Consider the following 18,499-nt stretch of genomic DNA (forward strand, 5'->3'; position numbering starts at 1 on the left):
TCATGGCGGCGCGGCATACCCGGATCGTTGAACGCGTACTCACACGGCTCAAGTTGAAGCAGTTGCGGCTCCTGGTTGCTGTTGGCAAGCACAACAATATTCAGAACGCGGCACGGGAGTTGAATGTCTCTCAGCCTGCGGCCACCAAAATGATCAAGGATCTTGAACTCGATTTCGAGGTTCAGTTGTTCGACCGCACCAACCGCGGCGTCGTTCCGACCGCTTTCGGCGAAGCGCTCATCCGCCATGGCAAACTGATCTTTGCGCAGGTTTCCAATGCCGCTCAGGAACTCGACGACCTCAATGAAGGCAGCAGCGGGCGGGTCGTGATCGGTACGCTTCTGGCAGCCTCGCCGCAATTGCTTCCAATGGCGATTGAAACCGTGATGTGTGAACGTCCGAACGTTGCCATCAAGGTGGTGGAGGGCACCAATGAAATTCTCATGCCCGCCCTGCGCTCCGGAGAGATCGATCTGGTCGTCGGCCGGTTGCCGACCCACAGGCATCGCAGCGAGATCATTCAGGAAAAACTCTACGACGAGAAGATTGTCGCCGTCACCGGTCCGAACCACCCTCTGGCGGACAGGAACGACATTTCCTTCGAAGAGCTAAAACCGTTCGGCTGGATCATGCCGCTGATCGAGACAAGCCTGCGCCGGCAGCTGGATCAGTTCTTCATCGAGCAGGGGCTTTACGTTCCACCGATGATATTCGAATCCGTTTCTTATCTGACCAATCGCACCTTGATGCAGTCTCAGGACCTGATCGGCCTGATGCCGGCGCACGTTCCCGCCCAGGACATTGCTCTGGGTTGCCTCAAGACAATCGACTGGAAGGTCCCCTTCGGCTCGGGCCCGGTCGGCGTGTCCTACCGGCAACACGGCCACCCCTCACCTGTCTGTCAGGCTTTCCTGGAAGCCCTTCATGTCGCGGCAGCAACTATGCACTGACCGTTCAGTCAATCGCGATCTTGTGCGAGACGTTCTTGACGACCGTGTAGTGGTGAAGCCCTTCTTCGCCGCCTTCACGGCCGTAGCCGCTTGACTTGACGCCGCCAAATGGCGTTTCGGGCAGTGAGGCTTCAAGCGTGTTGATCGACAGGTTGCCCGTCTCCACGCCCTCTACCAGTTTTTCGACATTGGCTGCGGAATGCGTGAAACCGTAAGCCGCGAGGCCGAATGGCAGCTTGTTCGCATGGTGGATGCCATCTTCGACGGTGTCTACCGGATTGATGATGGCAATCGGCCCGAACGGCTCTTCCGACATGATCCGCGCCGTGTCAGGCACATTGGCCAGAACGGTCGGTTCAAAGAAGTATCCTTTGCTGCCGATCCTTCGGCCACCGGCGCGAAGCTCCGCCCCGCAGGAAACGGCGTCTTCCACCAGCTCCGACATGGCCGCCAGTCTCCGATCATTGGCAACCGGCCCCATCTCTGTTTCGTGTTCCAGTCCGTCACCAACGACAATACTTTCAGCGCTCCTGACGAAACTATTCGTGAAGGCGTCGAACTGCGTCCGGCCGACATAGAAACGGGTCGGCGAGGTACAGACCTGGCCCGCGTTGCGATATTTGCGGCTGGCACAGATCGGCCCAACCTGTACCGGGTCGACATCGTCGCAAACGACAACAGGGGCATGTCCCCCGAGCTCCATCAGGACGGACGTCATGTGGTCGGACGCCAGTCCCGTCAGGTGACGGCCGACCACGGTGGATCCGGTAAATGCGACAAGACGGATCTGATCCTGTGGGATCAAGTAGGACGAAATCTCGGCCGGAACACCGAAAACCAGATTAAGAACTCCGGCAGGCAGGCCCGCATCGTGAAAAGCCTGCGCAATATGCAACGCTCCGGCAGGTGTCTCTTCCGCCGCCTTCAGGATGACCGAACAGCCGGAGGCCAAGGCTCCGGCGACCTTGCGAGCAGGCTGGCTCATCGGAAAGTTCCAGGGAGCAAAGGCGGCAACGGTTCCTATCGGCTGGCGCAGCACAGTATGGCGGATGCCCTGTGCGCCCGGGATCGCACGCCCATAGAGCCTTTGGCATTCGCCCGCGTCCCATTCGAAGAACTCACTGCCGCGAATAACCTCCAGTTGCCCCTGCCGGTAGGGCTTGCCATGCTCCAGGGTAATGGAAAAGGCAATATCATCGATCCGTTCCCGCATCAGACGGGCGGCCTTCATGATGATATCGCTGCGCTCCCGAGGGGCTGTTCTGCTCCAGATCCTGAAGCCACGCTCAGCTGCCTGCAGCGCATCATCCAGATCGGTTTGGCGGGCTATGGGAAGCGCACCAATCACCTCTTCATTCGCCGGATTCAAAACCGGCAACGTCTCCGCGGTCTTCCGGAACCGACCGTCGATATACAGGTGGAGATCGGGATAGCTATGCATGGTCTGCCTTGTTCGTTTCGGCCACTTTCCAAACCACTAACAAGTCAGACGGCGCTCCATCAATTAATATGAAATGATCCTGTTATCGCATAATTGAATATCAGAAACTGAGACGCCTGAAGCTCATAAGCGGTTGATATTAATTGACAAAAAAATGAGCGTCGCCCGGTTTCATCCGATGCGGGGTGATGACTGGAACAAATCGGATACCGGTGTCAGATCAGGACCGTCGTCAAAGCCGGCAGCCAGCTGAGCAGAACCAGGATCAGCGCCACGGCCGCCAGGAACGGGTAAAGCTGGCGAACGATCGCCATTGGCTTGGAACCGGTCATGGCGGACGTGATATAGAGCCCGGCACCAACCGGCGGTGTCAGCAAACCAAGCACCAGGTTGAGGCAGATTATGACCCCGAACTGAAACGGATCGATGTTGTAGTTCGTTTGCGCGATCGGCAGCAGGATCGGAGCAATCAGGATCAGGGCGGCAATGCCATCCAGAACCATGCCGATGAAGAACAGGGCGCAATTGACAATCAGCAGGAAAACAAATGGATCCGAGGTAATGGTCGTGATCTGAGCTGCAAGTTTCTGCGGGATCGCTTCATAAATGATCACCCAGCCGAATACGTTCGCGGTCGCGATCAGAAAGATCACCAGGCTCGAATTCTTTGCCGTCCGCACGAAAAGCTGTCCAAGCCGCGACAGTTTCAGGTCCTTGTAGACCACCGTTCCGATCACGAAGGCAACGAGCGAAGCAACCGCTGCCGACTCGGTCGGAGTCGCCACCCCAAACAAGATACCGCCGACGATTGCCAACGGAATAAGCGCCGCAGGGAGACAATCCCGCAGGGCTGCCAGCGCGTCCGACCTGCCCATCCAGGCACTCTTTGGAAAATCCTGTGTCAGGCCGACCAGCATCACGATCAGGAAGAACGCGGCTGACAGGAGCAGTCCCGGAATGATGCCCGCCAGGAACATGTCGCCAATGGGGATCTGCGCCAGAACGCCGTAGATGACGAACAGCATCGACGGTGGAATGATCGGGGATAGCAGACCGCCTGCCGCCGTGGTCGCCGCCGCGAAGTCACGGCTGTAGCCTTCCTTTTCCATGGCCGGGACCATCGCCCGTGACATCACGGCAATCTGCGAGGCAGCCGACCCGATGATTGCCGCCATGAACATGTTTGCAAGCAAATTGATGTAGGCCAGACCGCCTCTGAAACCACCGACGAAGACCCTGGCGGCCTGGACAAGCCTTCCGGTCATGCCGCCTTCGTTCATCAACTCTCCCGTCAGCATGAACAAGGGGATCGCGAGCAATCCGTAATTCTCGATCCCGGAAAACATCTGTTGGGCGAAGGACTCATAAAGAACGGTATTACCGCTCTCATGGATGTACCAAACAGCAGAAAGAGCGAGCACCAGACTGATCGGGACCGCGCCAAACAACAACACAAGAAAGACAACACCGGTCATGACAGTCCGTTTCCTGCATCGCGGGAGAAAAACAGGCCGCTTGAGGAATGCGCGACGTTGCTGATCGCGTGAAGACAGAAGCCAAGTGCGAAAATCGGCATGATCAACCAGACCCAGGCCTTGCCGATCCCAAGCGTGTTGGTTGGTTCTGCATAGATGAAATTGAAGGTTTCTCCCTGAAAAACCTCGACGTCGAACCCGCTTGCCCACAGGCCGGTGGGGTTGAACCAAATCCAGCAGAACCAGATATTCATCGCTGCGAAAGCCAGAACGACAAGATCGACAAGGAAGTGCGCGATTGAAAGACCGTTGCGGGGCAACAGGTCGACCAGAATGCTGACACTGACGCTGGACTTGTGGTGAACGGCGGCCGACGCTGCCAGGAAAGTCATCCAGATCATAGTGTAGATCGCGGCTTCATCGATCCAGAAGATCGCGCTGTTTGCCGCCCGCGTAACCACATTCACAAGAATTAGCAGGGTGACGAGCATTGCGCAGAATGCGGCAAGAGCCACCTCACACCGCGCCCACCATGCGGAGAACCGATAAAGCATTCAGTAGTCCTTAAAAAACCGGCCCCGCGATGAGGGCCAGTTTTCGATAGCATGCCGGGTTATTTCGTGTCTTCGGCAACTTTTCTGAGATCGGTCAGAGCCGGAGCTTTCTCGGACCAGGTATTCTCCCAGTCGCCAATCGCACTTTCAAAGAATGTTGCATCCACTTCCCGGACGGTCTTACCGGTTCCTTCGACATCCTTCAGCCAACCGGCTTCCTTTTCCACATAGGTGTCGATCACACCGTCGAGATGCTTGGCCATGATGGTCGAAATCATTTCGCGGTCTTCCTTCGACAGGCCCTTCCAGACCTTTGCCGACACAAGCCCGACCATGGGGAACATCATGTGGTTGGAAACAAGGATCGTGTCCGCGTGATCATAGTATTTCAACTTCCAGATCAATTCCGCGTCCATATCGATGGCGTCGACCTGACCATTTGCAAGCGCGTCATAGACCGCAGGCAACGGCATCGGCGTCGGAGCTGCGCCAACGGAATTGTAGAAGTCCTTGATCGGCTCAAAGGGCGTGATGCGGAGCTTCTTGCCTGACAGGTCGCCAGCGGTTTCGATCGGATCACGGCTGACGATCTGGCGAAGACCGGCCATCCCGTACCCCAATCCGACAACCCCTGCCTTTTGCGGCAGGCTGTTCAGGAGATCCTTTGCAGTATCGGATCTCAGGATACGGCCCGCGTGACCAATATCGTTCGCCATGTAAGGCGCATAAAGCGCACCGAAATCGGGAACTCTGTTAGAGACTTCAGCGATGGTCAGAAACGCCATGTCCAGAGCTCCGGTCTGGAGCTGTTGCATCATCTGCGCTTCATTGCCGAGCTGCCGGGACGGGAAGACTGTCACCGTGTGCTCACCGCCGGAAGCGGAACTCAGTTCTTCGCCGAAGTCGCCGGCAGCCTTCGTCCAGATATGCGGCGGCGGTGTGATCAGGCCAAGGCGGAATTCCTTGGCGAAAGCCGATCCGACCGTCAGCACCAGAGCAGATAGCGCGACGGGCGCAACGCGGCTGAAAAGTTTCGCAAATCCCATGTGTAATCCTCCCGCTCCACGCCGCTTGCCTTCCTGCAGGCGGCTGGCTTCTTTTTCATATGGTTTTCTAAAGCGTGACCCAGCCTTCCGGCGGCTCCTTGCCGGGATGCACCGAGCCGCAATTCGGGCAGGTACGGTCCTCTTCGGAGGCGTAGAAGGCCTGATAGACTGGCGGAAGATCGTCGACGATCGACTCAAGATCGAGTTCGGCGCGATGAACCAGATGCTGGCACTCGAAACAATACCATTCGATCGCATCCAGCGCACCTTCCGGCCGGGCCGGTTCGATCACCAGACCGATGGACCCTTCCTGCGGACGCTGGGGTGAATGACGCACATGAGGTGGCAACAGGAAGATCTCCCCCTCCCGGATCGGAACATCGTAAAATTCCTTGCCGTCATAGATCTTCAGGACCATGTCGCCCTTCAGCTGATAGAAAAATTCCTCCACCGGATCGTCATGATAGTCGGTCCGCTTGTTGGGTCCGCCAACGACCGTGACCATCAGGTCAGCATCTTTCCAGACCTGCTGGTTTCCGACCGGCGGCTTGAGCAGATGTTTGTGTTCGTCAATCCATTTCTGGAAATTAAACGCAGCTAGTCTGGACACTTTATTCCTCCACTGGCGGCCGGTTCCTGCCGCAGAAATCCCTGAAAACCCGTTTTAGATCAGGTTTCTCCATGAATTCAGAAGAGGAGATTTTGGTATTTCAATCAAATACTAATATTGAAATTGGATATAAAGAATCAAAATACCTAAGCGTGATCCAGGACGGTGTTCCGGGGACACGCCGGCATTACTGACTGCGATCAGCCTTCAAACGAAATCGCCGCCAGCAGGAAGTCTGTTGCAATGCGGGCATGCTCTTCAATTTCCCGGGCCGTTGGCTGTGCCCGCCCGAGCAGAACGCCATCGCGCAATGCAAGCAACATGGCCGTCCATAGTCTGACCGGTTGGTCTGGCTCTGAAAGTTTCAGCCTTTCGGCAAAGAAACGGAACAGTCTGGCGCCCGTATCCTCAGGTCCAACCGAGAAGAAGGCTTTTGTGATCTCCGGCGCTTTGCCGCTCTCGGCGACAAGCAACCGGAAGGTTTCCAATTGCTCTTCAGTCGGATCTTCCTGGGAGAAGTCACAAGACGCGCCACGTGGCTCGCCATCGGCTCGGTCATGATCGGCATTGCGATCGTGGTGTCGGGGTCTATTGGCTCCGTCAACCTGGCGGGTGACGCCCTGGCGTTTTTCGCGGTCACCTGCCTGTCTCTCAATCAGACCCTTTTGCGGAAGTTTCAGGGTGTCAGCCGTATGGCGAGCGTCGGCATGGGAGGATTGTTCCTGGCGATCGTCATGTCCTATTTCGCAACGCCTTCCTCATACAGCGCAAACACCTGGATCATCATGGGATTTATGGGTCTGTTCACCGCGCCCTTCGGCCGGGTGTTGTCCCAGGTTGCCACCCGCTACATCACCGCGCCCGAGGTCGGCATCATCCTGATGGTTGAAGCCGTTTTTGCCCCACTCTTTGCTTTCGGCTTTTTCGGGGAAATTCCGCCAGTTCAGAACTTTGCCGGTGGTGCAATCATCCTGGTGACGGTCCTCGCCTACGCAATGAACTCAACAAGACAATCCCGATGAGGAAGAAGCACGTGACCGCAACACTCAATTTCATCGGCAAGATCAGAACACCTTATGAAAGGCTGGAGGACTGTCCCAACAACATTCAGCTCAACGGCCCGGAGTGCCGGATCGTTCTGAAACCGGAATATCGCAACGGTTTGACAGGACTGGAATCCGACCAATCCGTATTGCTGCTTTACTGGTTTGAAGGCGTCGAGAGATCCTTGATGCTGCAAAGAGGACCGAGATGTGCAGGCAGCGAACCAACGGGAACCTTCTCGCTTCGGTCCCCTCACCGCCCGAACCCGATCGCAGCAGCTGTACTCACGGTTGGCGATGTGAGGGAAGATGGTTTGATCGTTCGGGGGCTGGATTACCTGGATGGAACCGGACTGCTGGATATCAAGCCGGCAACCCGACAGGAGATTGCAAGCCACATGAGCGTCTAGTTCCCGGAACCCCACTCCCAAGGGGTTCTTTCCCGTTCTCCTTTGGGCAGAACCTCAGATCTGACCTCCTTGCTCACGGATATTTTCCTGAATGAGCTCCTTGTAGAGCGCACGGATCCGGCGAGTAACGGAGTTTTCTCCCGAACCGATCGCCTTGCCGTCAATCGAAGCAACCGGCGTCTGGGCACCGAAGGTACCGGTCAGGAACGCTTCATCGGCTCCATAAGCCTCGTAGAGCGTGTAGTTTTTCTCAAAGACCGGAATGTCGTTCTTACGGCAAAGATCGATGACCTTCTGCCGGGTTACTCCGTTCATGCAATAGTCACCGGACGACGTCCACACCTCCCCACGCCGTACGATGAAGAAGTTGCAGGCATTGGTCGTGTTGACGAACCCATGCGGATCGAGCATCAACGCCTCATCGGCCCCGGCCTGCTCCGCCTGAAGACAGGCGATGACGCAATTGAGCTTTGAATGGCTGTTGTATTTGGCGTCCTGGCTCATCGGCAATCCACGAACCTGTGGAACCGTTGCCAGGCGAATGCCATTGGATTGAAGCGTTTCGACCGGCTTCGAATGCTCCATTATGATGACCAAAGTCGGTCCGGACCGGCTGAGACCTGGATGCTGGAAAGGCTTGGCCTTGACGCCGCGTGTCAACATCAGACGGCAATGAACGTCATGCGTCATGCCATTGGCCTCTGCTGTCGCGGCAAGTGCTTCCTGGATGCCTTCCTTATCCAGCCCCACATCAAGCGAGACCGCTTTGCAGGAATTGAAAAACCGATCCATGTGTTCTTCAAAGAACGCCCACTTGCCATGATAAAGGCGCATCCCCTCCCACATGCCGTCGCCGAGCATGAAGCCGCTGTCATAGACTGAGACCTTGGCTTCGTCCCGATGCAACAGATCGCCGTTCAGATAAATCTTGATGTCGCGATTGCGTATATCTTCCTGGGCATCATGGGTGGAGTGGCTTGTAAGTACATTCATGACAGTGAGCTTCTTTGAAAATCGGTCTTTGGTTCTTCAGGTAACGGATCAGTGCCCGAGGATCTGATTCAGGAATGCACGCGTGCGGTCATGCCGGGGACTGTCGAAAAACTCCGACGGTGGAGCCTCCTCGACCACCTGACCATCCGCCATGAAAACCACGCGATCGGCGACCTGACGGGCAAACCCCATTTCATGGGTGACGCACACCATCGTCATGCCTTCATTGGCGAGCGCGATCATGACCTCGAGCACCTCTGAGATCATCTCCGGATCGAGTGCGGATGTCGGTTCATCGAAGAGCATGATTTCCGGCTTCATGCACAGCGCACGGGCAATCGCAACGCGCTGCTGCTGACCGCCGGACAACTGGCCGGGAAACTTTTCCGCCTGATCGGGTATCTTCACCTTGGTGAGATAGGCCATTGCAATCTCTTCAGCTTCCGCCTGGGATTGCTTGCGCACCAGACGCGGTGCAAGGGTGCAATTTTCCAGAATGGTCATGTGCGGAAAGAGGTTGAAGTGCTGGAAAACCATTCCGGTCTCCCGCCGTATCTCGTCAATGTTGTCCAGATTGTCATCCAGTTCCGTTCCCAGAACATTGATTGAGCCGGCCTGATGGTTTTCCAGCTTGTTGATGCAGCGGATGAGCGTGGACTTTCCAGAACCGGACGGACCGCAGATGACCACCCGCTCGCCTTTTCCGATTTCCAGGTTGATGTCCTTGAGCGCGTGAAACGCGCCATAGAACTTTTCCATTCTTCTTATGCGAACCGCGTGGGACAGGTCAGACATGTATGTGCCTCCCTTATCGCGATGCCACAGCCAGGCGCCGTTCCAGGTAGGCGCCATAGCGGGACAGGGCGAAGACAAAGACGAAGAAGATCATGCCGACGAAGGCATAGACCTCGACATGGGCAAAGTTCCATTCCGAGGTGCCGTAGGCGGCGTTTCCGGATGCAAGAATCTCAAAGAAACCGATGATCGCGACCAGCGTCGTTTCCTTGAAGGTGATGACAAACTGATTGATGGTCGGCGGCAGTGCATTTCGAAACGCCTGAGGCAGGACGATGTAACCGATGCGGTACCAGTACCCCATGCCGAGCGCCTTGGCCGCCTCTTCCTGCCCGGCGGGCAGAGATTGCATGCCGCCGCGAATGATCTCTGCCTGGTAGCAAGCAAAGAAAATCGCGTAGCCGACAATCACCCTGTAGAGCTTGTCACCGATCAGGAAGTCAGGAAGTACGAACGGCACCACGATCGCGAAGGTGAACAGGATCGTCAGCAGCGGCAGGGACCGGATCGTGTCGATCACCAGTCCCATGGTCCTGGAAATCCACGGAAGTTCTGACCGGCGCAACAGGGCAAAGGCGATCGCCAGCGGCATTCCGAGCAAGGAAACGGACGCAAAGATGAAGATTGTCAGGGAGAGACCGCCCCAGCGCTGCTCGAACACAGGCGTCAAACCAAATACACCGCCCCGCATCAAAACGTAGAAAATCGCAAATCCACTCAGCCAGAGGCCGGCAAGCCGGCGCGCGGACCAGAAGAACGGTGCGCAGGAAAGACCGGCGACCAGAACCATGACCGCGCAGGCGATTGCAGAGCGCCATTGTTCCTCGAAGGGATACAGACCGAACAGGATTAATCGCCATCTCGCGTCGATCACCGCCCAGCAGGCACCGCCACTGCCATGAGCACACAGATCCCGGTTCTCGGCAGAAAACACGGCGTTCAGGACACCCCAGTCGAACAGGTTCCAGACAATCCAGATCACCAGTGCCGCAAAGGCCAGAGTGAAAACGCTGTCCCAAAGATTCGAGAAATACCTGGTCTTGAGAGACTGAACGAATGTGGGTTCCCGGTAGACAGTTTCCATCGTCGCCACCTCACATCCTCAGCTGATTGCCCTTGAGCTTGATCGCGTCGTTCACGCGGTTCAAAACCCAGGCGAGGGAATAATTGACGAGCAGAAAGCCGCCCATGAGGATTGCAATCAGTTCAAGCGTCTGACCACTCTGGTTGATCGACGTCGAGACAATCATGAAGAAATCGGCAAATCCGACGGCAATGCCAATCGTGGTGGACTTGAAAAGCCAGACATATTTATTGGTGAGGGTCGGCAGAACCGCCCTGATTGCCAGCGGCAACCGGATGCGGGTGAAGATCTGCCAGGTCGTCAGACCGAGTGCGAGCCCTGCTTCCGTCTGTCCCTTGCCAATGGCGTTGAACCCGGCCCGGATGATCTCACCGATATAAGCGGCACCGTAGATGGAGATACCGACAATACAGGCAAGCAGCTCCGGGGGAACACGGATGCCGTCCCGATAGTTCAACCCCTTCAGATAAGGCAGGTTCAAAAGCGGCGTATCAGGGATCCGGCCGATCCAGAAAAGAACAATGGCAAGAAGCAACCAGCCTGCCAGCAGACCGCGGGTTAAACGTTTCTTGTCCCTGGCGGATCTACGGGCAAATCTGCGCGAGGACTTAAGCCACAGCACGCCGGCCAATGCCGCCATCAGGGCTACGACCGCGAGAAAGACCACTTCTCCTGTAACATTCAAGCCCGGCAGATAGGTTCCGCGCCCGCTCAGGAAAATAACGCCTAGAACATCAATCCCGGATCGCGGTGGCGGAAGCGCGGTCAGCAACGCGTACCAGAAAAACACCTGAAGCAGCAGCGGGACATTGCGGAAGATTTCGACGAAGCTCGCGCCGACGAGTTCTACCATGGCATTGCCGGAGACCCGCATTATGCCGACGATCAATCCCAGCACAGTCGCAAGACAGAGCGAAACCGCCCCCAGAAACGCAGTGTTCAGGAAGCCGACCCAGAGCGCTTTCCAATAAGGATCGCTGGTGCTGTATTCAATCAGGGAAAAGCTGATGGACCATCCGGTCGACCGTTCAAGAAACCCAAAGCCGGAAGTGATTCCCTGAGCTTCCAGATTCTCTCGTCCGACCATTGTGAAGGTCAACACCGTGAGCGCGATCGCACCGACAAACAAGACCTGATTGGTCGCGTCCCGATAGGCTTTTTGCTTCAGTATGGAAACCATCTTGCCAGATACCCGGTCGTCACTTCCGAAAAAAATGTAATTTCAAAAGTGCGATGAGCCGAGGGCGGCTCATCGCCAAGTTTGGGGAGGATCAGTCGATGATCATCGGATAGAACACGCCGCCATTCGTATAGAGGTGGTTCATGGCACGCGGCAACTTGTATGGCTCACCGATATTGCGGTCGAAGATTTCACCGTAATTGCCGACTTCCTTGATCATGTTGAATGCCCAGTCATCAGGCAGTCCCAGGCTCTCGCCAAAACCGGGCGTAACGCCCAGAAACTTGCCGACTTCCGCAGAGGCAGGATCCGCGCGAACCTCGTCTACATTAGCCTGCGTGATGCCGTTAAGCTCCGCATACCATAGTGCGCTCAACATCCAGTTCTGAACGTCCAGCCAGGCGGCGTCGCCTTCACGGACAATGATGCCTTCCGGCTCAAGCGCCAGCACATCCGGCAAAATGACATGGTCATCCGGATTGTCCGCCTGTGCCCGAGCTGCTGCCAGCGGAGGGCCGAACAGGATCATGCCGTCGCAGCGCTTGTTGAAATAAGCTGCACGCACCTCATCACCCTTTTCAAAGACGATGACCTCGGCCTCAATGCCGTTTTTCTCTAGATAGGCAGCCAGAATCCGCTCGGTCGAAGTACCGGCGGGAACACAGATGGAGCCCCCGTCCAGATCGGCCACCTTTTCTGCCCCAAGTTCGGCATGAGACATGATGTGAAACCCACCGACAAAGTATGGCCGGGAATAGGCCAGATTGAGCTCAGTGTCCCGACTGAAGGTCCAGCCGGACAGCTTGATGACGACATCGATGTCACCGGACTGCAGCGCAGGCCAACGCTGTGCCCAACTGATCGGCACGATTTCCAGATGGCCCTCGGCTTTTCCGAACAGGCTCGCGGCCAGCGCCCGGCAAAGGTCGATATCCAACCCCTTCCATTCGCCCTTGTCGTCAACTTCCGCAAATCCGAGGTAACTGCCGTTGTGTCCGCTGCACAGCAATGACCCTCTTTCCTTCACTGTATCGAGGCGGCTTTCCGCCTGAACGCTTCCCGCGGCCAGCATGCCAAGTGCCGCCAGCCAAACTGCTGCTCGTTTCATTCCTTGCCTCCAACTGAAAGGTCCATGCCCGCTATCTTGTCGACATGTTGTCGCCAAATATCTTGTCGACATTTTGTCGTCACGTCAATAGAATGATGTGAAAGACGATCTTTCGGCTTGCTCCCAAGCCCCGGAAACGAGAATGAAGACAGAAAAAATGGACGCGGAAACAACAGGTAAGCCAACACGCGGCGGCGGCGCCAAACTGGTTTACGAAACTTTGCGCAAAGAGATTCTGGAGCTTCATCTGCCCCCGGGCATGCCCCTCGACGAGACGAACCTGTCGGAACGTTTTGGCATGTCGCGCTCTCCCATCCGCGAAGCTCTGGTACGTCTTTCCGCCGATGGCCTTGTTCAAATGCTCTCAAATCGATCGACACTGGTGACGCCGATCGATCTGACAGAATTGCCCCGCTACGTCGAAGCACTCGACTTCATTCAGCGTACAATCACCCGGCTGGCGGCCAGGTACCGGACCGAGGAAGACCTGGAGGAATTGACCAGGCTGGCAGAAGCTTATGACGCTACCTGTCTGGAAGGGCGACCAAGGCTGATGTCACGGGCAAACAAGGACTTTCACATGGCCATCGCCGAGGCGGGCCGGAACCGGTATCTGTCGGAGAGTTACGAGAAGCTGCTCGATGAAGGCAGGCGCATCCTGCACATGCATTACGCCCAGCAAACCACCAAACAGGACAAATATCCGTTGGGGCGGGAACATTTCGACATGATCGATGCCATCCGCAGACAGGACGAACGCGCGGCCGACCAACTCGCTCACGCACATACCCGGCTGTTTCACGACCGCCTGATTGAATTCATGCGCGTCAACTACATCGAGAACTTCGACGCGGAAGGCGACGGTCCGGTGCCAATGAAGACCCCGAACCTCGTATAATTAGCTGAAACGACTGACCTCTGAAGCCGGCTGACTGATCAGACGTTGTAACTCAGGTCGCGGTGTCGCCCAATACGCCCATTTGCTCCGCCGCCGCGAGGAATCTTTCCTTGGTGCCGAAGAAGTTCCTGCCACGCTCGCCAGCAAAAGCCAGATCGATGATCTCCCGGCACTTGCCCTCTGGCACATCATGATCGGCAAAGCGTGTTCCGACACCAAGCTCGGTCAGGAACCGCGCCAACTGTTCGGCACCCGTATTCAGATCTTCGCCGAATATCTCCTTTAATGCCTCTTCCCGAAATCCGCCGATACCGGTCACGGAACGAAGCACGACAGGCAACGTGAAGGAACAGGCGATTCCGTGCTGAACACCCCACCCAAGGGTGACCGGATAGGAAAGATTGTGCGCAATGGCTGTTTTGGTATTTGAAAAGGCGAGTCCGGCAAGCAGAGCCGCCTCGGCCATCCGGCTGCGCAAGTCGAGATTGCTCAAGTCGTTCAACAGCGCGGGAAGCACATTCAAAACGATATTCGATGCTGCCACCGCATGTCGGACAGAGACCGGATTTGCGTTGATGTTCCAGATGCTCTCCAGTGAATGTGACAACGCATCGAGCCCCGTTGCCAGCGTCAATCCATGAGACTTGCCCAACATCAGTTCTGGATCGACCAGCGCGATTTCCGGATAAAGGCGCGGATGCGCAAGCGAGTATTTCCTGCCTGTCCTTTCGTTCCAGACCGTTGCCCAGCACGTGACTTCACTTCCGGTTCCAGCCGTGGTCGGGACGGCAATGACAGGCAAAAAGGAAAATGCTTCCTCTCCTGCCCGGGTCTCGAGAAATCTGGAAACCTTGCTGAAATCCCCCCCGGCAGCCGCGAACACCTTTGCCGAGTCAATGACCGACCCGCCGCCAAGAGCCACGATCACTTCGACTTCCCGGTTCGCTCCCGAAAAGCGGGAAGATTGATTTTCAAGCAGCTCGTAGTCCGGATTGGGCGCAACATCGCTGACAACAAATGCCGGCGGCCCTGCCCGTGCCGCAAGCGTATCGGCCAGATCCGCAAAAGGTGGATCGGGATACGTAATCAGAGCGTACCTGCGCCTGCCGATCTGGTTCGCCAGGTCGGCAAACCGGCCAGCTCCGAAAATGATCTTCACGGGATTGCTGTAGGTCCACATTTGTCTCTCTCGATGAATTGCCCTGTTGCAAGGTTGACCCAGGCAGAATGAGAAGAGACGAACTATTTATCAAATTGATTGTTTGGATCCGACCCATATACTGAAGCTATGCTGAAATCCGAACTTCGATCTTTTCACGCAGTCGCCAAACATCAGGGTTTTTCGCGAGCCGCGAAGTCGCTGAACATAAGCCAGCCGACCTTGTCGACGCAGGTAAAACTGCTTGAGCAGCGTTACGGCGTGGAATTGTTCAACCGCCTGGGCCGAGAGATCCGTCTGACCGGACAGGGAGAAGAGCTTTTCAAGATCACCTGCCGCCTGCATCAGGCGGAACAGGACGCGGAAAGCCTGCTGGAATCCTTCAGGGGATGCGATGCGGGCACCCTCACGATCGCAGCTGTCGGTCCGTTTCATGCGACCGACATGATCATTGCGTTCAAGCAGAAGTTTCCGCTCATCAATGTGGACGTTGTCTTCGGCAACTCCACCAGATGTTTCGAACAGGTCCTGTCCTTTGATGCGGATGTCGGCATCATTGCCGAAGTGCCTTCGGATCCAAGGGTCAGAACCCTGCCCTACAGCACACACGATGTGGTGGTCTTCGTAAATGCCGATCACCCGTTTTTCACATGTGAAGAGATCCGTATGAGCGATCTGCAGGGACAGGATGTCATCAGGCGCGAGGCCGGATCGACGACGCGCGTTGCCGTTGAAAAAGCGTTCGCCGAACACGGAGTTTCGGTTCAAACGGTGCTGGAGCTCGGCAGTCGCGAAGCCATCTGGAAAGCGGTGGAACAGGGACTGGGCATTGGGTTCGTGGCAGATTTCGAATTTGTGCCTCACCCCAACCTGCGCGCCGTCCCCGTTTCCGATGCAAACATCCAGACCAACTATTATCTCGCGTTTCTGGCCGAACGTGCGCAATCTCGCCTGATCGCATCATTCTGTGATGTTGCCATTGCCCAGGCAGGGTGAATTTACCCATATGTTTTGATCATTTCACGGAGGAAGAAAATGACAGGCCGCGCAGTAGAATATCAGGGAAGTTGTTATTGCGGCTCCGTCAAAGTCACCGTGACGGGCTCCCCGAGATCTTCCGCAATTTGCCATTGCCATTCCTGCCGGAAGTGGCACGCGGCGCCGATCAATGCCTGGAGCATCTGGAAGAGCAACGACGTCAGCATCACTGGCGGACCGGTCATCACATCCAGTCAGAACGAAGCAAGCGGACGTGTAACGTGCGAAAAATGTGGCGGTTGCGTCGCCAACCACAAACCGAAGGTCAACATGACGGTCGTCTATCCGATGACCCTCGCGGGGTCCGGCCTCAAATATGAACCTGCCTGTCACATCTTCTACAGCGAAAGGGTCATGGATTTCGCCGACGGCCTGCCCAAGTTCGTAGACATGCCGGAGAAAATGGGCGGCAGCGGCAAACGGATTGAAGAACCGGAAACAACAGGCTGGTGCGAATGAACAAGGCCCCGGAAGTTCGCTCCCGAGGCCTTTGGACATATTCCGGACTTTCTTGAAGACCTCGAAGCAGGCTTACTTGATCTCGATCCAGCCACCCTTGTCCGCAGACGCGAACACGGCATCCAGGATTTTCATGTTCTGGATCGCGTCTTCAACACCATAGGGCAGCGGCGCCTCGCCTGAGATCGCACGGCCGAACACATCGACAAGTTCCGCATATTGGTCGCACGGCGGGATCGTCAGTGTTTCGGCGGATCCATCCCCCAGGATTGATCCATCGTCCAGCCGCAATGGTACAGCTTCACCTTGCGGAGCATTTACCGGAATGACTATTTCCAGGCGTTTCTGTGTGCCGACCAGTTGAAAGCGCTGGAAGGGCGTCAGCTGGGTCGAGACAGTGAAATTCAGGTGCCGGCCACCACCGAAATCCATCATCGCGCTGGTTATCCGATCAACCCCGAATTCAGGATCCCGGTCGATCAGGGAAACAACGCGCTGCGGTTCGGCGTCAAAGAAATACCGCCCGGCCAGCATGGTGTAACACCCGATATCCAGAAGCGCGCCCCCACCTAGTCCCGGCAAGTTGCGGATGTTTTCAGGATCGGTGTTGAAGAAACTGAAAAATGCCTGAATCGCTTTCAGTTCCCCCAGTTCTCCCGAACGCACGATCTCGCGTGCCTTGATCCACTGCGGATGCGCGCGAACCATGAAGCCTTCCGCCACCAGCCTGTCTTTCGGCAGTGCACGCAGCTGCTCCGCTTCCTTTGCATTGAGGGCAATCGGCTTTTCGCAAAGAACATGCTTTCCGGCCTCAACCGCCTGAAGGGTGACTGGCACGTGCAGGTGGTTCGGCAGCGGATTGTAGATCGCATCAATGTCCGGATCGGAAAGCAGCTCCTCATAGGAACCGTAAGCTTTCTCGATACCGAGTTCACTTGCAGCATCTCTCGCGACCACAGGACTGCGGGAGGCTATGGCTGCAGCAATTCCGGTCCGGGAGCGCTGAATTCCCGGAATGACCTTTTCACGGCCGATCTTTGCGGTCGAAACGATGCCCCACCGGATTTTTCCGTTTTCCATTCTGATCAACTCCCTGTGCCGAGGTACGCGCCTCAAATGACATGAAAGAAACCCGGCCTGCAAGGCCGGGCTCTCACTTCATGCAAGTGTGTGAGCGATTAACTCAATATTTTTCCGGCACATAGAGATGCTCCGGCAACACCTTGCGCTCATAATCGGGATTGAAACGTCGTTCCGGCAAGGTAATCGGATCATGCGGAATATCTTCATACGGCATGAGTGACAGAAGATGGTCGATACAGTTGAGGCGGGCCTGTTTCTTGTCGTTGCCTTCCACAATGAACCACGGCGCTTCGGGAATGTTTGTGCGCTCGAACGTGTCTTCCTTGGCCTTGGTGTAATCCTCCCAGCGAATGCGGGATTCCAGGTCCATTGGCGACAGCTTCCACTGCTTGAGCGGATCGTGAATACGCATCAGGAAGCGTAGCTGCTGCTCTTCATCCGTGATCGAGAACCAGTATTTGACGAGACGGACACCGGAGCGGACGACCATGCGCTCGAACTCCGGAACATCGTTGAAAAACTGCTCAACCTCATCTTCCGAGGCAAATCCCATCACGCGCTCGACACCGGAGCGATTGTACCAGGAACGGTCGAAGAGAACGATTTCGCCAGCTGCAGGCAAATGCGGAACATAGCGCTGGAAATACCACTGGCTCTTTTCCCGCTCGGTCGGAGCCGGCAGGGCGACAACCCGGCAGACACGGGGATTGAGTCGCTGTGTGATCCGCTTGATAACCCCACCCTTTCCGGCAGCATCGCGACCTTCGAAGATGACGACAATCTTTTCGCCGGTATTCTGCACCCAGTCCTGAAGCTTGACCAGTTCGGCCTGCAAGCGCAGAAGTTCGTGAAAATAGGTTTTCCGGCAGAGCGGGGACTTGTGTCTTTTGTCGGAGATGAACTGAAGGTCCTTGGCAACCAGCAGGTCGTCAATCTCCATTTCCAGCTCTTCGTCCAGGCTGTCTGCCCATTCGGCTTCGACCCAGGTCTTTGCGCTGTCGTCCCTCATCAATCGATCCTCTTGAAAATTGCCGCGAAACACTCCGAAACTCTGAACAGCTTAACCATGTAAGTTTTTTGACAGTTCACCCAGTTCACAACTCAAAATTATCTTCGACATTGATTTCGCGCAAAACAAGGCTTGTAAATGAATGAGCGTTCATTTATGAACGT

Annotated in this window: 20 protein-coding genes; 6 read left to right on the top strand and 14 right to left on the bottom strand. The window is 56.1% G+C overall.

What is annotated here, in order from left to right; translation table 11 throughout:
* Positions 1-2: 2 nt before the first annotated feature.
* Positions 3-950 carry a LysR substrate-binding domain-containing protein gene (locus ABLQ08_RS23030; RefSeq protein ID WP_352946961.1) on the top strand — a complete coding sequence of 316 codons (948 nt, stop codon included), beginning with the start codon at positions 3-5 and terminating at the stop codon, positions 948-950.
* A gap of 4 nt (positions 951-954) precedes the next feature.
* On the opposite strand, the gene ABLQ08_RS23035 is transcribed toward ABLQ08_RS23030, so the two are convergent.
* The 6 genes from ABLQ08_RS23035 to ABLQ08_RS23060 form a co-directional block, all read right to left on the bottom strand.
* On the bottom strand, positions 955-2,391 hold the full coding sequence (locus ABLQ08_RS23035) for an NAD-dependent succinate-semialdehyde dehydrogenase (RefSeq protein WP_352946964.1): 1,437 nt from the start codon (positions 2,389-2,391) through the stop codon (positions 955-957).
* Between the two features lie 215 nt (positions 2,392-2,606).
* On the bottom strand, positions 2,607-3,866 hold the full coding sequence (locus ABLQ08_RS23040; RefSeq protein ID WP_352946966.1) for a TRAP transporter large permease: 1,260 nt from the start codon (positions 3,864-3,866) through the stop codon (positions 2,607-2,609).
* Entirely contained in the window at positions 3,863-4,420 is a 558-nt protein-coding gene (locus ABLQ08_RS23045; RefSeq protein WP_352946969.1) for a TRAP transporter small permease, read from the bottom strand. The genes ABLQ08_RS23040 and ABLQ08_RS23045 overlap by 4 nt, the downstream gene beginning before the upstream one ends.
* A 59-nt stretch (positions 4,421-4,479) precedes the next feature.
* Positions 4,480-5,466: a TRAP transporter substrate-binding protein gene (locus ABLQ08_RS23050; protein ID WP_352946972.1), complete on the bottom strand. Its 987-nt coding sequence runs from the start codon at positions 5,464-5,466 to the stop codon at positions 4,480-4,482.
* A gap of 67 nt (positions 5,467-5,533) precedes the next feature.
* On the bottom strand, positions 5,534-6,076 hold the full coding sequence (locus ABLQ08_RS23055) for a 3-hydroxyanthranilate 3,4-dioxygenase (RefSeq protein WP_352946975.1): 543 nt from the start codon (positions 6,074-6,076) through the stop codon (positions 5,534-5,536).
* A gap of 200 nt (positions 6,077-6,276) precedes the next feature.
* Positions 6,277-6,564, bottom strand: coding sequence for a TetR/AcrR family transcriptional regulator C-terminal domain-containing protein (locus ABLQ08_RS23060; protein WP_352946977.1), 288 nt, complete (start codon positions 6,562-6,564; stop codon positions 6,277-6,279).
* Here ABLQ08_RS23060 and ABLQ08_RS23065 point away from each other — a divergent pair, their 5' ends adjacent.
* Positions 6,565-7,098: a DMT family transporter gene (locus ABLQ08_RS23065; RefSeq protein WP_352946980.1), complete on the top strand. Its 534-nt coding sequence runs from the start codon at positions 6,565-6,567 to the stop codon at positions 7,096-7,098.
* Positions 7,099-7,109: 11 nt separating this feature from the next.
* The gene (locus tag ABLQ08_RS23070; RefSeq protein ID WP_352946983.1) at positions 7,110-7,529 is read left to right on the top strand and encodes an SAM-dependent methyltransferase; all 420 of its coding nucleotides are present in this window, start codon (positions 7,110-7,112) and stop codon (positions 7,527-7,529) included.
* Between the two features lie 54 nt (positions 7,530-7,583).
* Here ABLQ08_RS23070 and ABLQ08_RS23075 read toward each other — a convergent pair whose 3' ends face one another.
* From ABLQ08_RS23075 to ABLQ08_RS23095, 5 genes are all read right to left on the bottom strand, one after another.
* Positions 7,584-8,522, bottom strand: a complete 939-nt coding sequence (locus ABLQ08_RS23075) for an aminotransferase class IV (protein ID WP_352946986.1) — start codon at positions 8,520-8,522, stop codon at positions 7,584-7,586.
* Between the two features lie 48 nt (positions 8,523-8,570).
* A complete protein-coding gene (locus tag ABLQ08_RS23080; RefSeq protein ID WP_352946989.1) occupies positions 8,571-9,317 on the bottom strand; it encodes an amino acid ABC transporter ATP-binding protein in 747 nt (248 codons plus the stop codon).
* A gap of 13 nt (positions 9,318-9,330) precedes the next feature.
* Complete coding sequence (locus ABLQ08_RS23085; protein ID WP_352946992.1) at positions 9,331-10,401, bottom strand: amino acid ABC transporter permease; 1,071 nt, start codon at positions 10,399-10,401, stop codon at positions 9,331-9,333.
* A gap of 10 nt (positions 10,402-10,411) precedes the next feature.
* Positions 10,412-11,581: an ABC transporter permease subunit gene (locus ABLQ08_RS23090; RefSeq protein ID WP_352946995.1), complete on the bottom strand. Its 1,170-nt coding sequence runs from the start codon at positions 11,579-11,581 to the stop codon at positions 10,412-10,414.
* A gap of 91 nt (positions 11,582-11,672) precedes the next feature.
* On the bottom strand, positions 11,673-12,689 hold the full coding sequence (locus ABLQ08_RS23095; protein WP_352946998.1) for an amino acid ABC transporter substrate-binding protein: 1,017 nt from the start codon (positions 12,687-12,689) through the stop codon (positions 11,673-11,675).
* Positions 12,690-12,846: 157 nt separating this feature from the next.
* Here ABLQ08_RS23095 and ABLQ08_RS23100 point away from each other — a divergent pair, with 157 nt between their 5' ends.
* A complete protein-coding gene (locus tag ABLQ08_RS23100) occupies positions 12,847-13,587 on the top strand; it encodes a GntR family transcriptional regulator (RefSeq protein WP_352947650.1) in 741 nt (246 codons plus the stop codon).
* A 52-nt stretch (positions 13,588-13,639) separates the two neighbouring features.
* Here the strand turns inward: ABLQ08_RS23100 and ABLQ08_RS23105 are convergent, their stop codons facing one another.
* Positions 13,640-14,767 (bottom strand): phosphonoacetaldehyde reductase, encoded by a 1,128-nt coding sequence (locus ABLQ08_RS23105; protein WP_352947001.1) that lies wholly within the window; start codon positions 14,765-14,767, stop codon positions 13,640-13,642.
* A 108-nt stretch (positions 14,768-14,875) separates the two neighbouring features.
* Here ABLQ08_RS23105 and ABLQ08_RS23110 point away from each other — a divergent pair, with 108 nt between their 5' ends.
* Positions 14,876-15,742, top strand: coding sequence for a LysR substrate-binding domain-containing protein (locus ABLQ08_RS23110; RefSeq protein ID WP_352947004.1), 867 nt, complete (start codon positions 14,876-14,878; stop codon positions 15,740-15,742).
* Positions 15,743-15,781: 39 nt separating this feature from the next.
* On the top strand, positions 15,782-16,243 hold the full coding sequence (locus tag ABLQ08_RS23115) for a GFA family protein (RefSeq protein ID WP_352947007.1): 462 nt from the start codon (positions 15,782-15,784) through the stop codon (positions 16,241-16,243).
* A 72-nt stretch (positions 16,244-16,315) separates the two neighbouring features.
* Here the strand turns inward: ABLQ08_RS23115 and ABLQ08_RS23120 are convergent, their stop codons facing one another.
* Together ABLQ08_RS23120 and ppk2 are read right to left on the bottom strand one after the other, a co-directional pair.
* On the bottom strand, positions 16,316-17,323 hold the full coding sequence (locus ABLQ08_RS23120; protein WP_352947009.1) for a Gfo/Idh/MocA family protein: 1,008 nt from the start codon (positions 17,321-17,323) through the stop codon (positions 16,316-16,318).
* A 103-nt stretch (positions 17,324-17,426) separates the two neighbouring features.
* Positions 17,427-18,335: a polyphosphate kinase 2 gene (ppk2, locus tag ABLQ08_RS23125; protein WP_352947012.1), complete on the bottom strand. Its 909-nt coding sequence runs from the start codon at positions 18,333-18,335 to the stop codon at positions 17,427-17,429.
* Positions 18,336-18,499: the final 164 nt, after the last annotated feature.

It is taken from the genome of Roseibium sp. SCP14 (assembly GCF_040329475.1).
Lineage (GTDB): Bacteria > Pseudomonadota > Alphaproteobacteria > Rhizobiales > Stappiaceae > Roseibium.